13 protein-coding genes and 1 pseudogene are annotated in these 12,626 nt (G+C 61.7%); 11 read left to right on the top strand and 3 right to left on the bottom strand.

Annotated features, from left to right (window positions below; all coding sequences use genetic code 11):
* Nucleotides 1-20: 20 nt before the first annotated feature.
* Entirely contained in the window at nucleotides 21-593 is a 573-nt protein-coding gene (locus P9217_RS26025) for a recombinase family protein (protein WP_278087917.1), read from the bottom strand.
* Between the two features lie 381 nt (nucleotides 594-974).
* Here P9217_RS26025 and P9217_RS26020 point away from each other — a divergent pair, with 381 nt between their 5' ends.
* The 11 genes from P9217_RS26020 to P9217_RS25970 all read left to right on the top strand — a co-directional run bounded on the left by P9217_RS26020 (nucleotide 975) and on the right by P9217_RS25970 (nucleotide 11,774).
* Complete coding sequence (locus P9217_RS26020) at nucleotides 975-1,520, top strand: hypothetical protein (RefSeq protein WP_278087918.1); 546 nt, start codon at nucleotides 975-977, stop codon at nucleotides 1,518-1,520.
* A gap of 173 nt (nucleotides 1,521-1,693) precedes the next feature.
* On the top strand, nucleotides 1,694-4,456 hold the full coding sequence (locus P9217_RS26015) for a hypothetical protein (protein ID WP_278087919.1): 2,763 nt from the start codon (nucleotides 1,694-1,696) through the stop codon (nucleotides 4,454-4,456).
* A gap of 457 nt (nucleotides 4,457-4,913) precedes the next feature.
* Nucleotides 4,914-5,174: a hypothetical protein gene (locus tag P9217_RS26010; RefSeq protein ID WP_278087920.1), complete on the top strand. Its 261-nt coding sequence runs from the start codon at nucleotides 4,914-4,916 to the stop codon at nucleotides 5,172-5,174.
* On the top strand, nucleotides 5,171-5,539 hold the full coding sequence (locus P9217_RS26005) for a hypothetical protein (protein WP_278087921.1): 369 nt from the start codon (nucleotides 5,171-5,173) through the stop codon (nucleotides 5,537-5,539). The genes P9217_RS26010 and P9217_RS26005 overlap by 4 nt, the downstream gene beginning before the upstream one ends.
* 158 nt (nucleotides 5,540-5,697) lie before the next feature.
* Nucleotides 5,698-6,021: a hypothetical protein gene (locus P9217_RS26000; RefSeq protein ID WP_278087922.1), complete on the top strand. Its 324-nt coding sequence runs from the start codon at nucleotides 5,698-5,700 to the stop codon at nucleotides 6,019-6,021.
* Complete coding sequence (locus tag P9217_RS25995; protein WP_278087923.1) at nucleotides 6,018-6,293, top strand: DUF1488 domain-containing protein; 276 nt, start codon at nucleotides 6,018-6,020, stop codon at nucleotides 6,291-6,293. Before P9217_RS26000 ends, P9217_RS25995 begins: the two co-directional genes overlap by 4 nt.
* Nucleotides 6,294-6,303: 10 nt before the next feature.
* Entirely contained in the window at nucleotides 6,304-7,119 is an 816-nt protein-coding gene (locus P9217_RS25990) for a transglutaminase family protein (protein ID WP_278087924.1), read from the top strand.
* Nucleotides 7,120-7,377: 258 nt separating this feature from the next.
* A complete protein-coding gene (locus P9217_RS25985; RefSeq protein WP_278087925.1) occupies nucleotides 7,378-8,541 on the top strand; it encodes a PHB depolymerase family esterase in 1,164 nt (387 codons plus the stop codon).
* A gap of 1,242 nt (nucleotides 8,542-9,783) precedes the next feature.
* Entirely contained in the window at nucleotides 9,784-10,851 is a 1,068-nt protein-coding gene (locus tag P9217_RS25980) for an AI-2E family transporter (RefSeq protein ID WP_278088022.1), read from the top strand.
* Nucleotides 10,852-11,030: 179 nt separating this feature from the next.
* Nucleotides 11,031-11,486, top strand: a complete 456-nt coding sequence (locus P9217_RS25975; RefSeq protein ID WP_278087926.1) for a hypothetical protein — start codon at nucleotides 11,031-11,033, stop codon at nucleotides 11,484-11,486.
* A 30-nt stretch (nucleotides 11,487-11,516) separates the two neighbouring features.
* Complete coding sequence (locus P9217_RS25970) at nucleotides 11,517-11,774, top strand: hypothetical protein (RefSeq protein ID WP_278087927.1); 258 nt, start codon at nucleotides 11,517-11,519, stop codon at nucleotides 11,772-11,774.
* Nucleotides 11,775-11,816: 42 nt separating this feature from the next.
* On the opposite strand, the pseudogene P9217_RS25965 reads toward P9217_RS25970, so the two are convergent.
* Both P9217_RS25965 and P9217_RS25960 read right to left on the bottom strand, forming a co-directional pair.
* Nucleotides 11,817-12,080 (bottom strand): annotated as a pseudogene (locus P9217_RS25965) (OST-HTH/LOTUS domain-containing protein); the annotation flags it as partial.
* A gap of 137 nt (nucleotides 12,081-12,217) precedes the next feature.
* Nucleotides 12,218-12,592: a hypothetical protein gene (locus tag P9217_RS25960; protein ID WP_278087928.1), complete on the bottom strand. Its 375-nt coding sequence runs from the start codon at nucleotides 12,590-12,592 to the stop codon at nucleotides 12,218-12,220.
* Nucleotides 12,593-12,626: the final 34 nt, after the last annotated feature.

Raw genomic sequence — 12,626 nt, 5'->3', positions numbered from 1 at the left:
GTCGTTTGGGGGCCGTGCAGTTAGGTTTCACTGGTCGCGGCGGCTAGGATCTTCTGCACCGTAGCTTTGCTGAAGCTGACGTGCGCTGCGACCTTGCGGATGCTCAGGCCACCCCTGCTCAGCTTCACGATCTCAGCCCTTATCTCGGGCGTCATCAGCGCCGGGCGCCCACCTGTTCGGCCTTCCGCCTTGGCCTTTGCGATGCCTTCCATCTGGCGCTCTCGACGCAGCGCCGTCTCGAATTCCGCGATGCTGGCGAGAATACCGAAGACCAGCTTGCCCGTTCGCGTGGTGGTATCAAGCGAGGCATCGTCCAGCACCTTGAAGCCCACGCCCTTAGCGTTCAGCCCCTCGACGATCTCATGAAGGTGCCCCGCCGATCTCGCCAAGCGGTCCAGCTTGGTCACCACCAGCGTGTCGCCTTCGCGGACGTACTCGAGGCACCTCGCCAACTCGGGCCGCTCCCGGTCCAGGCCTGATTGCTTCTCGTTGAATACCTTAGTGGCTCCCGCCGCCTTCAGCCGCTCCACCTGGGTATCGTAATCCTGACCTGTCGAGCTCACCCGCGCGTAACCGATCACCTTGCCGTCCATCCTGCGTACCCTTTCCTCTTAGACATTCTGGACAGATAGTTATTGGACGATAGGTGTACAGTCAATAGAGCGGTGTCCAGAAAGTGTACATTTGTGGACATGCGCCCTCCAACCTTGCGTGAGCAAACCGTGGGCAGTCGCCGTGAACGAGGCGCCAGTTCGACAGCGCCGGCGGGTGGCACGACCTGGGTCCTAGGCCGGGCCGCACCCCGGCGGATACCCCAGTCGCAGCGGCCGAAACCCCGGCGACATGGCATAGGAATTTGCGGCCGTTTCAAACTTTTGGCCGTTCAGTTTGTCCGATTTCTCGCTTTTTCAAAGGCGTAGTTTCGTATCGCGTTTCCGATCATTGTCAGGGCACCGACGAACTGGATCCGCGCCATGCAGACCGAATTCCTGATGCCCTTCGCCGAAGACGGCCACGCTGAAGGCGATCCGCCGAGCCAGGCGGAAATTGCTTTCGATGACGCCATTGACCGCTGCCTCTTCAGCTTCTGGAAATGCACGCTGCCGGAAGTCGACATCACCTTCGAATTGCCCCTGACGTTGGAAGGGCTTCGCAAGTTCAAGCCTGCCTTCCAACTCGACGCCGAGCGGCGCGACAAGTTGATCAGGTCGATCGCGGATGCGGCCGCTGCGGCGGTCCGGCGGCTGCCTCCGACCTACAACCCCGGCATGATCGTTGTCTGCATGAGCGCTGCCACGATTGTCGTGCAGCATTGGGCCGAAGACGACCAGGAACGGGCCGCGCACCACCCGCACCGGATCCAAGACGCTCGGATGTACGTGAAAATGCTCGAGCGCGATCTGCACAATCTTTGCGACTACGCTTGGCTGCAGCAACGCAAGGCGCAGCGCCAGCGTGAGAAGGTCCGGTCGCTGCTCAAGTGGGCCGCTGATGCTGGCGCCGAACAGGTCGCCGCATGATGCTGGTTTCTACGCCCGCGCCGGTGTATATTTCGAGCGCCGGAACACACGCGGAACTCGGGCAGCCGCACCGCCGCGGGCTTGCCCGCATCCGAAACCGAACCTCAGCACAAACTCGCATTCGATGGGCCTCGCCCGATCGTGTCGACGGTTCGAATTGACGGAGTGTTCCGATGCCTGGTCCCTGGGAAAAGTATCAGCAGACGCCCGCTGTCCCGCCGGGCTTTCGCGTCATCTCGCAACCGCCGAGCCAGCCGCGCTTTCCTGGCGTGCCGGTCCAGACGTCAAATGTCTTCGATCAGTTTGACACTCCCGCTGCGGCGGCAGGAGGCGACCCGTGGGCCGCATTCCCTGACGCGCCGGCACAGAAGGTTCCGCCGTCAAGCCCGGCTACGGCGGCGGCCGCAGACCCGTGGGCCGCATTTCCTGATGCGCAGCCGTCCGGCGCCGCGGCCAAAGGGGATCGCCTGCCTCAATCAGGCCCCTGGGAGAAGTATTCGCCCGTTCGATCAAAACTTCCCGAACTTGAAGACGCGCTCCGCAATGCCGACGCAGCCGGTGACACTGCTGCGGCGCGTATGCTCGCGGATGAAATCGTCCGGCAACGCGGCGCAATTCCTGGCACTGGTGACGCTGGCCCGGCGCTTCTGGAGATCAACGGCCATCTTGTTGAAGTCGACGGCAGTTTCCGCGCGATGCCGCGTGAGCAGCAACAAACGACGGTCGATGAAATTGCCAAGTCATTGCCGACGGACGGACCGTGGACGAAGTATGGCTCATCGGCCTCGTCGCCAAACGTCACGCAGGTGAAAGCGCCGGATGGCAGCATCGTGGAATTCCCGGCCGGCACATCGGACGACGACATGGCAAAGGCCATGCAGGAAACCTTTGGCGGCCCGGCGGGCTCTGCGCCGACACAGAAGCCGTCGGCGAGCCAGGTCGGCAACGCCCTTCGTCAGAGCCTTGGTCTGCCGCCCGAGCCTGTTGAGCAGCCTCCGATCAGCACGGCAAAAGATGTCGGAGAGTCCTTCGCCTCTGGCGTACCGCGGGGCGTCGTCGAAACCGCTATGTTTCCGATCACCCTAAGCCGCATGGTCGAGGGCGCTGGCAATTATCTCTACAACGGCACCGAAAATCTGGTGCGCCGCGCCATCGGCGCGGATCCGCTGTCGGAACAGGAACTGGCTCGCCGCGCCGAGATGGCGAATTCGTCGCCGGCCTACGGCCTTCAGGACCGCACGCGCGAGATCATGGACGCCGTGCTGCACAAGCCGCAGACCACGGCCGGAGAGTACGCCAACACGATCGGCGAGTTCGCAGCGCCCGGCGGGTTGCCGAGCAAGGGCGCGCGAATGGCGGAAACAGGTTTCGACGTCGCTCGGCGTTATGGGGCAGATGCGATGGGCAACGTGATAGCGCCTGCGGTTGCGTCGGAAACGGCGGGACAGGCCACGGAAGGCACCCCCTACGAGGGGATGATGCGATTTCTTGGCGCCCTGTTTGGCAACGCCGGCACCGCTGCGGTTCGGGTCCACAACGCCCCGGAGAGTGTAATTCGTCGGGCCACTGGCGACTTGACTGACGAACAATGGCAGCGGGCTCGCGACCTTCAGAACAACAGCGTGGGCGTCGGCCTGACCGGCCCTGAAGCGATCAGCCAGGCCACAGGCGGCGCAAGCGCGCTACCGAGCGTTCAGCGGGTCGTCGAAGGCTCGACCACCGGGGGCGCACGCATGGGTCCCTTCTTCGCGCAGCGTGTCGCCCAAGTTGGCAGTGCTGTGGGTGATGTGCTCGATCAAGTGGCCCTTCAGAGCCCGCAGCCGTCCACGCTCGGTCCACGAGCGGCGGAAGTCGCTGGCAACGTGCTCGATCAGACCAGCCAGAGCATCAACGCGCAGACGCGGCCGCTCTATCAGGCCGCCGAGCCGCAGACGTTACCGCAGGCACAGTTCGCGCCGATTGCCGCGGACCCACGTTTCCAGGCTGGTCTTGCGCGGCTGCGCGGCAACGCCGAGCTCGCGCCGGATTACGCGCATCTGCCGGACAACTCGATCGGCGTTATCGATGCCGTGACCAAGGATTTGAACGCGCGGGGCGAAGCGCTCGCGAACGCGGCCAATCCGCTTTACGGCCCCGAACTTGCTGGCCGCAGCCGTGCCGCAGCGGCCGATGCGCGAAACACCGCCACTAATGCGTCGCCGGACTACGCGCAGGCACTTGGGGAGCAAGAAGCCCTGCGGCGCGCCGTTTTGAACCCGCTTGAGCAGGGTCCGGTTGGACGCGTGGCTGCAGCTACGGACACAACCGGCGCGGGGAATGCTCTCCTTCCCCACGACCCCCTCACCGGCTCCGCCGGCGAAGCAGCGGAGGCTACGCGTCGGCTGGCAGCGGAAGATCCGGCTACGACGTCCGCGCTGGTTCGGCAGAATCTTGCCGATCGCTTCACCAAGGCCAGCACAGAGACCCAGGAGGGCGTTCAGGACTACGCCGGCGCCAAGTTCCGCAAAGATGTGGCTGGCAATGCAACACGCCAGGAAGTTCTGGACGCGGTGCTACGATCGCTGCCGGGCGGCGAAGCCACGGCCGATCGCATGAATGAACTTCTCGACGTGCTGCAAGCAACTGGTCGGCGCAAGCCGATCGGGAGTGCGACCGAGTTCAACCGGACGCTCAACGCCGATCTGGGCGATGCGCCGCCCGCTGCGCGCGCAATCGCGGTCGCGACGTCGCTTGGGCGCTCACTGTTCACGAATGCCGGTGACGCGGTGCGACGGAAGGCGATGCGGGACGGCGTCAGCACCCTAGCCGACATGTTCATCGCGCCAAATTCAGTCGAACTCATCCGCAATGCCAGGAACCGGACCGGCGGGGCGATCGTTTCGGACGCTGCAGCCCGCACGGCGTTGGAGAGTGGTGTCACACTTCGCGAACGATAGCGAGAACGGCCCGGCAGCTACTGACCGCTTAGGGGCCGTATGCAGTCGGTCCGGTTCGGCAGCCTCCAAAGCTCATCTATCGGAACCAAAGAAATAGGGATTTTTGTTCATTAGATCGTTCGTTCTAGCCGATTGCTTATTTTAGACGGTTTTAACTTTTTAATTGGGCAGCGAAAATAAAGTTCACTTCGCGCCTTGTTCGCACCTTAATTGAAGCGCATATAAGGAGCTCGTTGATTTGGCCGATTTGGCTTTTGCGGTGTCAGAGACCCGCCATTCACCACCGAATTCTCGATAGCGGTCCATGCGCGCCAATCCGGCACGTGTGCCGCTCCGTTCGAACCTTGGAATGAACGTCGGCGCTGACCACGGATGTACTGGCAGCATCGGCATCGTTCCGGTTCGGATGGGAATGATGCGGGAGGCGCCTCCGCGTGCTCCCGCGGAAATCGCAACCATGACCAGCCGTACCACACAGACCGTCGTTCACTTCTCCGCGCCGTTCCGGCTGCCGGACTTCGATACGCTGCAGCCGGCCGGCGACTATCGCGTCGATCATGACGAGGAAGCGATCGAGGGCGCCTCCTGGCTTGCCTGGCGACGTGTCGGCGCTTTCATCCACTTGCCGGCCATCGGGATGCGTGCACCTACGCAGCAGATGGTGCCGATCAATCCGGCGGACCTCGACCCCACCCTGGAAAAGGATAACCAACCATGACCACCATGAGCATTCAACGGCGCACCGCGGATGCCAACCGCCGCGCGACACCGATGCATCTCTTCACCATTGGACAAGCTGTCCGCCTGCGCGGCACCTTCGGCACATTCCCGAAGACCTGGGAAGTCTACCGCGTCACCGGCACGCTCCCGCCGAGGGGAGATTCGCCGCAATACCGCATCCGCAACGACGAGGAGCGGCATGAGCGGGTGGCCACACAGGACAGCCTCGAACCAGTCCGTCCGTCGCAATCCAGCGAAGGCGCAACCCTCATCGAAAGGACGTTCGGCCATGGCCAAGGGACAAAAACGCAGCAATCGCGAGATCAGGAAGCCGAAGCAGGAAAAGGCGCCGCCCAAGTCTGAAAACGGACCCGGCAGACCGATCAAGGTCGCCGCGAACAGCAACGCCTCGCGCGGCAACGGCAAGGGCTGATGGCCGCGATGCGGGAGATCGGCGGGCCAAGAATGATGAAGGTCGTGATCGAATTCTACCGGACCCGCGACGAAGGAAGGCAATGACCATGAATACGCACATCAAGGAAACCGAACGGAAGCGACTTGCCGCCGCGATCAGCGTCTGGGAGAACGAAGGTGGTGCCCCCGGCCACGATTCAATGCACCATCAATATGGCCGCCGTATCGAAGCCGACCGCTCCTGGACGATCTATCATGTTTTTTCCGGTGTTCCGGCACGCTTCGGCGGCGATGCTATGACCGGCTTGAGTTGTCAGGACGCGACCAGCGGCATGCTGCGTTTGAATCTGCGCAATGCCGAGCACCGCAGGGAACGCATCGAACTCTCGTCCTTGAAGACCGTCGCGAGACCGGTGGAGTGCGGATCATGACACTGGCTTTCCCCAACCCAAGCCGCAGCTTCGACGAAACGCGCATCGCGGTTCGCTTCATGGGCCATGACGGCATGTTCCAGATCCGCTTCTTCATCGAGGCTGGTGTGCTCACGAAGTCGCACATCGCCAAAGGCGAGGCGGGCGCGCTGGAAGCCAAATGCCTGTCGGCTTTCGACGCGTTACGCACATCCATCTACGATGTCGCGCGCGAGGCCTATTCCCACGACCGCCGCGACTCCTACACGTTGACCGTCGCGGATTTCCGCTAGGCGGATCTCTATGCTGATCCGCTATGGTTACGAGATCACGCTAACCTGCCAGCAGCCCACAGCGCTGGTCTGCCTGCTATCGGTTCATGAGGATCGCGCGGCCGACATCAGGGTGCCGGAAACGACGTTCACCAATCCCGACGTACCGGTCTCGAGCTACCGCGATCTCTTCGGGAACCGTTGCCGGCGTCTTGTCGCGCCGGCGGGCGACCTGACGATGTGGGGCGATGCTGCGATCGAGGACGACGGCAGGCCGGACCGGCTGGCGCCTGATGCCCGAGAACTGCCGGTGCCGGACCTTCCGGACGACAGCCTCGTTTACCTCCTGGGCAGCCGCTATTGCGAGACCGATCGCCTTAGCCAGATCGCTTGGGATATTTTCGGCGCCGTTGCTCCGGGATGGGGCCGCGTGCAGGCGATCTGCGACTTCGTCCACAATCACATCCGGTTCGACTATATGCAGGCCCGCTCGACGCGAACGGCCTTCGAGGCCTATCACGAGCGCGTCGGCGTCTGTCGCGATTTCGCGCATCTTGCCGTCACGTTCTGCCGCTGTCTCAATATCCCTGCCCGCTACGTCAACGGCCATCTAGGCGACATCGGCGTGCCGGTCGTCGATCCGATGGATTTCAGCGCCTGGATCGAGGTCTTCCTCGATGGTCAGTGGCATACCTTCGATCCGCGCAACAACACGCGGCGGATCGGCAGGATCGTTGTCGCGCGTGGCCGCGACGCGGCAGACATCCCGTTGATCAATTCGTTCGGGCCGCATGTCCTGAAGGAGTTTCGGGTCTGGACTTATGAAGTGCCGGGATCGACCGGGTGACAGGTATTCTCGCCCGAGCGGTTATGTACCGTGAAAGAACGGAACCTTCCTGCCCAGCGCTGCGGCCGCCTTGGACGGCAGGCAGCGTTCTACCTTAGCCGAGCGTCGCTCAACCACAGAACGGCCGGGCCCACGTGCCGATCTTTCATCTCGTCTGTCCAAGCCGTCCATGATTATTGTGCAGTGCAGCAACGATATTGCTGCAACTGCGTTGCCTACGATGCGTCCAATTCCGGGCGTCAAAACAGGACGGCCATATTGCGAAAAATCTCCGATACAATCGCGCGCCTGAGCGCGTTGCGCGCGCAACGCGCCACTCATGTCCCGGGCCCCAGAGGACAAGACCGTCTCCAGGCTTTGACCGACTTCGGTTCCAATCCTGGAGCGTTGAAAGCCAGATTCCACCTTCCCCTCGACTTGCCGACGAATGCGCCACTCGTCGTCGTCCTCCACGGCTGCACTCAGGATCCCGCCGCATACGACCATCATTCCGGATGGTCACAGCTTGCCGACGAGGCCGGCTTTGCCCTGCTTTTTCCCGAGCAGCAACGTGCCAACAATCCGAACCTTTGCTTCAACTGGTTCGAGCCTGCCGACACCCGGCGCGATACGGGCGAGGCGCTTTCGATACGCCAGATGATCGAGGCGATGGTCCTCGCGAAGGGGATCGATCGAGAGCGCATCTTCATCACCGGCCTCTCGGCCGGCGGTGCGATGGCGGCAGCCATGCTGGCGACCTACCCGGAAGTGTTTGCAGGTGGCGCCATCATTGCGGGCATACCCTACGGCAGCGCGACGACGATCCCGCAGGCGTTCGACCGCATGCGCGGCCATGGCGGTCCGTCGCGAAAGGAACTGCAACGGATCCTTCGTCATGCTTCCGACCATAGGGGACCGTGGCCGAGGATTTCGATCTGGCAGGGCACGGCGGACCAAACAGTCGCGCCGTCCAACGCGGATGCCGTCGCGGCACAGTGGCTGGGCGTTCAGGGATTCGACAAGAAGATGCCGACGCATTCGGAAACGGCCGGCAGGCTTGCGAAGCGAGTCTGGCGGAATGTTGGGGGTGAAGCAGTGATTGAGATCAACATGATTGCCGGAATGGGACACGGTACGCCGATCCGCGATGGCCTGGGCAGTCCAGGCCCTTTCATGCTCGATGTTGGCATCTCGTCCACGCGCGACATCGCGCGTTTCTGGGATATTGATGCGACGCAGACGAATGGTTCGATGCGATCGAATCTGAAGGGCGAAAGGCCGTCCTCCCGCTCGTCGTCGCCGGCCGGGGAAGAGGCACTGGCAAAATTTCCCACTCCGTCAGCCGGCAACATATCCGCGCCTCGACCAGAGTCGGGCCCGCATGGCATACAGGCCGTCATCGAAGATGCCCTACGAGCGGCGGGTTTTAATGCGCTAGCATGACAGCGCGATCCTAAACGGCCGTCATTTCTCAGCCACTGCACCATCACTGGTTCTTATGCTGGCCTCCTTGGCCTCGCTGACCTCGACGGCGTAGAGTAGTTCGCCATGCCGCCACGCACGCGCACCAGCCAGCCAGAGAGATAGTCGTCCGAACCCGGTTCGAGGTCGGGCAAGAGATCGATCGCGCTCCGGACCGCTTCCTCGCGCGCCGCGTCCGGGGCTCGACATTCGCGCCGGAGGACCTGTCAGCTGCCCTCGCGTCACGATACTCGAAAATATAGACGCCCCGTTCTCGTCAAGATTTGCCATGATTTTCCTCTCAAGGGGACGCGTCCGTAGTCGGAAAGTTCGCGCGAGCCTGACCAAGGTGCTGAAGCCTATCAGGCCGAAGAAGATCCCGTTTCGATGAGTCAATGGGCAGTGTGAAACCTTGTTCACGGAGCCGCGTTACCACCTCACGATTTCGTTACAGCCGAGGGCCAAATGCAAGGTTTGAAGCGGTCATACTGGAAGGAAGCCTTGGATCCAGAGGAGTTTGCGGCAAGGCACGGTTTGACGGTCCGACAGGCTGAGATCGTGATTCAGAGCAACGGCCCGTCAAAGCGCAAATGCGATCTGGCTGCCCAAGCTTTCTTAATGGCCCCCAGTCATCTCCGCGAAAGGAAACGCGACAATATCCCTAGGCGGGTCCGAAGCATGAAGACTCATCGTTGAGACGATGAGGAAGGCGCTCTTGATGAGGATGCCCGGCCGATCTCATCCAGGAATATGAGGCTTGCATTGCTGCGCTTGACGCCTCGTCGGCAAACGGGCTCTGGAACTGGAGTTCCTAAGGGGCTCTGAAAAGCGCACCGCTGCCGAGAAGCGGGCTACGTCCGTTATCACCGCCCCCACGGCGTCTCCGTCGCGCAGGGATGCCGGTTGATGGCCATTGCGCGTTCGGACTTGTTATGACTGCCCGGAGCGGCCGACTGACGCCGCGGTCAGTCCGATTAGTGTCTCACTTGCATGCACTGGGGGATTGCTCGCTCAATCCTGCCCCTAACGTCAGAGACGTCGCAGCGCATGTCTGCAATCACCCAATAACCGTTTGGCGTTCAAGAGTAGGCGAAGACGGACAGCAGTCGTGTGAAATAGGAAATCCGTGTAGATTGCTACGCCAAGCACGCAGTGTTTCCGTGAGCCCTCCAGCAGATTTTGCATGGACCGTTCGATGGTCCAGTGAGACCCAAAGTGGATATCATGGTATTTGATCTATCAGTCGAGCGGATCTTGGGAATTGGCGCAGTTGTGCTTCTGGGCATCGGCTGCATTGTCGTGCTCTGGCCATTCCTCTCCGCCTTGATCTGGGCGGCGGTGCTCTGCTTCTCCACCTGGCCAATCTACACTTGGTTGGAGCGACTTCTAGGAGGAAGGAGGACGCCCGCCGCGCTTCTCATGACGCTGCTTGTGGCAGCTGTTATTGTGGCGCCGTTTGCCGTCTTGGTGGCAACACTGGCCGACAGTGTGGCGACCGTGGCCCAGTCCGTGAACAGCCTTCTTGAGCAAGGCCCACCTGCGCCGCCCGGGTGGGTAGCCGAAATCCCCTTCATAGGTGAGCGTCTTGCGCTTTACTGGCAGGGCTTGGCCTATAATGCACCAGCCTTCCTCGTCGAGCTGACGAAGCTGATCCGGCCTGCGACCGACATCGCGGTGGCCAGCGGTGCGGTTCTGGGCGTCGGGCTCCTCGAACTGGCACTGAGCGTGTTCATCGCGTTCTTCTTTTATCGGTACGGCCGCCAGATGGCAGCTTCCGTGCGCGGCGGTTCCGAGCGGATCGGCGGCACTCGCGCACGGCATCTGCTCGCAGTTGCGGGCTCAACAGTTACCGGGGTGGTTTACGGTGTGATCGGGACGGCTATTGCGCAAGGAGCGCTGGCCGGGCTTGGGTTCTGGATCGCAGGTGTGCCTCAGGCGCTGCTGCTCGGCTTCCTCACATTCCTTCTGTCCTTCGTGCCCGCCGCTCCTCCGGTGGTTTGGGGGTCCGCCGCCCTCTGGTTGTTCTTTCGGGGCGAGGTCGGCTGGGGCATCTTCGTTGCTACTTGGGGTTTGCTGCTGGTGAGCAGCATCGACAACCTGTTGAGGCCCTATCTTCTCACGCAAGCGAACAGCTTGCCAGTACTGCTCAGTTTCTTCGGTTTTCTCGGTGGCATTTTGGCCTTCGGCTTCATCGGTGTGTTCCTCGGCCCTGTCCTCCTGGCGGTCGGATACAGCCTGTTTCTTGAATGGCAGGCTACCGGCGGCCAGAAGGGTAGTCCTCCTGGTGAGTAGTCCCGCCGAAAGGATGAGCGAGCGCGCGCATCTCGAATCTGGGGCGGCGTTGAATGCAGCGTTGTGCGCCGACTGCCGCATTTCTTCCATGCGGACGAATAGCAGTCGTAGCAGTCGCCGAGCGGCTTCCTTTGGCGGCGTCGAACGCACGTGTGGTAACCGTCCGATCAGGTGCCAAAATGACGGCGAGAGACTGGAAGTCTCTGCTGGACAAGAAGAACCTCACCATCCCGCGCCTTTGCCAGCGCCTGCCTGGCCAGCGCCATGCATTGCTAAGCCGAATCGCTGGCAAGGCCGTCACGGAACCAAACTCCTGCCTTAACCATTACGGGTATGGCGATATTCTTTCGTCTCTCCGGCGAGTCCGGAAGCGCCATAGCGGCGCAGAAAGACACTCAGATGAAGTACCTACAGCGTATGAACGAGAACCCCTCGTCGTGGCTCTTGCTTGCGACATTCGTCGCCGTCGTGGCTTACCTCGGCTATCTCGCGGGAACCGGGATGACGTGGTGACCTTCGCCCAAGCGCTTGGCGACCAATCAATCACCCCTGATTTCGTGCCGCAATCGCTGCATTTCTCGTTCGATGTCAGAAAGAAAGCGCGGCCGTTTGCGGCAACAAAGACGACGTTGTGATGTCGCTGCAGACAGGTCAAAGGACATTCCATGTCAAACCCGTCACGGGCATTCTACACAAGTTCGAACGGCGACCGCTGGCTGGTCGTCAAGGTCGGCGAGCGGGACGAGATTTTCGTGAGGCATGAGCCAAACCGCGCCTCGGGCGGTCAACCCTCCGAGGTCGACATCGAGACCTTTATTGCCCGCGGACCTGGCTCACCCGAAGGCAAAGCCTTGATCGATCTGCTCGACCAACTGCGCGGCGAACAGGACCGGGAGAGTATGGAAGAGCCCGGCGATCGATAGATGGCCAACTTATAGGGCGTCGGTATACCTGCGCAGCACCGATCACGTCTTGCGCCTTCCCCCTCGCGTGGCCTCCGGTTTTGTTCTGATGCGTACCGCTCCGCCCTCGGGACGGTCGATTTCGAACGCGTTCGTCTTGCGGACCTGATCGCTCAGCTTGCGAAAACCAAAGGTGCGGGGATCGAAGTCGGAGGCCAGATTAGCAAGGTGCGTGCCGACCGCACCGAGCGGAACCCAGCCATCCTCGCCTTCCATCTGCGCGATGATCTTGCGGATGATCGGCACGGCGGCTGAATGCGGCTGGACATGGCGCCGGCCAAGCCGCTGTTCTACAAACTCGCCGCGCCAACGCACAAACTGTTCGGTTGAAGGCCGTCAGGCGTGCAGATCTACGATGCGGCGCGAAAGGGCGGCCGAAGGCTCGGTCGCCTGCGATCGAATAGCTATCGGCGTCGCGAACGATTGCGGAACCAGGAAGGCCCATGGCGGTCGCTCGGTCTATCGAGAACCTGGATTCTGTTCTGGCTGCGGGCGCCAGACCAGACCGCAGGCCCGCCGCCCCCTCGCGCCCCAGTCATTACCGCCGCTCCTGTCGAAGCGCTTTCTCGACACTGTTTTGCTCTGCGCCATCGTCTGGACGATTCAATGTAACCGTGCAGCGGATCAAAAAATTCCCAATCGGGGCCGTGCTCGATGATGAGGTGGAGTTCCGAAATCTCCTCGAAATAATGCTCAACGCTTTTTAGCCCATTATCGATGCGATATTCGATGATAGCCTTCCAGCGCTTTTCGCCATGTAGAGTGATCACGTTGTTCATTCGTGCTCCATCGCCGCACGACATCCGGCTGCAT

Origin of the sequence: Mesorhizobium sp. WSM4989 (genome assembly GCF_029625795.1) — a bacterium.
GTDB lineage: Bacteria > Pseudomonadota > Alphaproteobacteria > Rhizobiales > Rhizobiaceae > Mesorhizobium.
The sequence above is the reverse complement of the archived record's forward strand: the minus strand, read 5'-3'. Positions and strand labels throughout refer to the sequence as shown.

Bases quoted from the DNA above. Each gene is read 5' to 3' on its own strand.
- P9217_RS26025 (WP_278087917.1), bottom strand. From the start codon at position 593: ATGGACGGCAAGGTGATCGGTTACGCGCGGGTGAGCTCGACAGGTCAG.
- P9217_RS26020 (WP_278087918.1), top strand. From the start codon at position 975: ATGCAGACCGAATTCCTGATGCCCTTCGCCGAAGACGGCCACGCTGAA.
- P9217_RS26015 (WP_278087919.1), top strand. From the start codon at position 1,694: ATGCCTGGTCCCTGGGAAAAGTATCAGCAGACGCCCGCTGTCCCGCCG.
- P9217_RS26010 (WP_278087920.1), top strand. From the start codon at position 4,914: ATGACCAGCCGTACCACACAGACCGTCGTTCACTTCTCCGCGCCGTTC.
- P9217_RS26005 (WP_278087921.1), top strand. From the start codon at position 5,171: ATGACCACCATGAGCATTCAACGGCGCACCGCGGATGCCAACCGCCGC.
- P9217_RS26000 (WP_278087922.1), top strand. From the start codon at position 5,698: ATGAATACGCACATCAAGGAAACCGAACGGAAGCGACTTGCCGCCGCG.
- P9217_RS25995 (WP_278087923.1), top strand. From the start codon at position 6,018: ATGACACTGGCTTTCCCCAACCCAAGCCGCAGCTTCGACGAAACGCGC.
- P9217_RS25990 (WP_278087924.1), top strand. From the start codon at position 6,304: ATGCTGATCCGCTATGGTTACGAGATCACGCTAACCTGCCAGCAGCCC.
- P9217_RS25980 (WP_278088022.1), top strand. From the start codon at position 9,784: ATGGTATTTGATCTATCAGTCGAGCGGATCTTGGGAATTGGCGCAGTT.
- P9217_RS25975 (WP_278087926.1), top strand. From the start codon at position 11,031: ATGACGGCGAGAGACTGGAAGTCTCTGCTGGACAAGAAGAACCTCACC.
- P9217_RS25970 (WP_278087927.1), top strand. From the start codon at position 11,517: ATGTCAAACCCGTCACGGGCATTCTACACAAGTTCGAACGGCGACCGC.
- P9217_RS25960 (WP_278087928.1), bottom strand. From the start codon at position 12,592: ATGAACAACGTGATCACTCTACATGGCGAAAAGCGCTGGAAGGCTATC.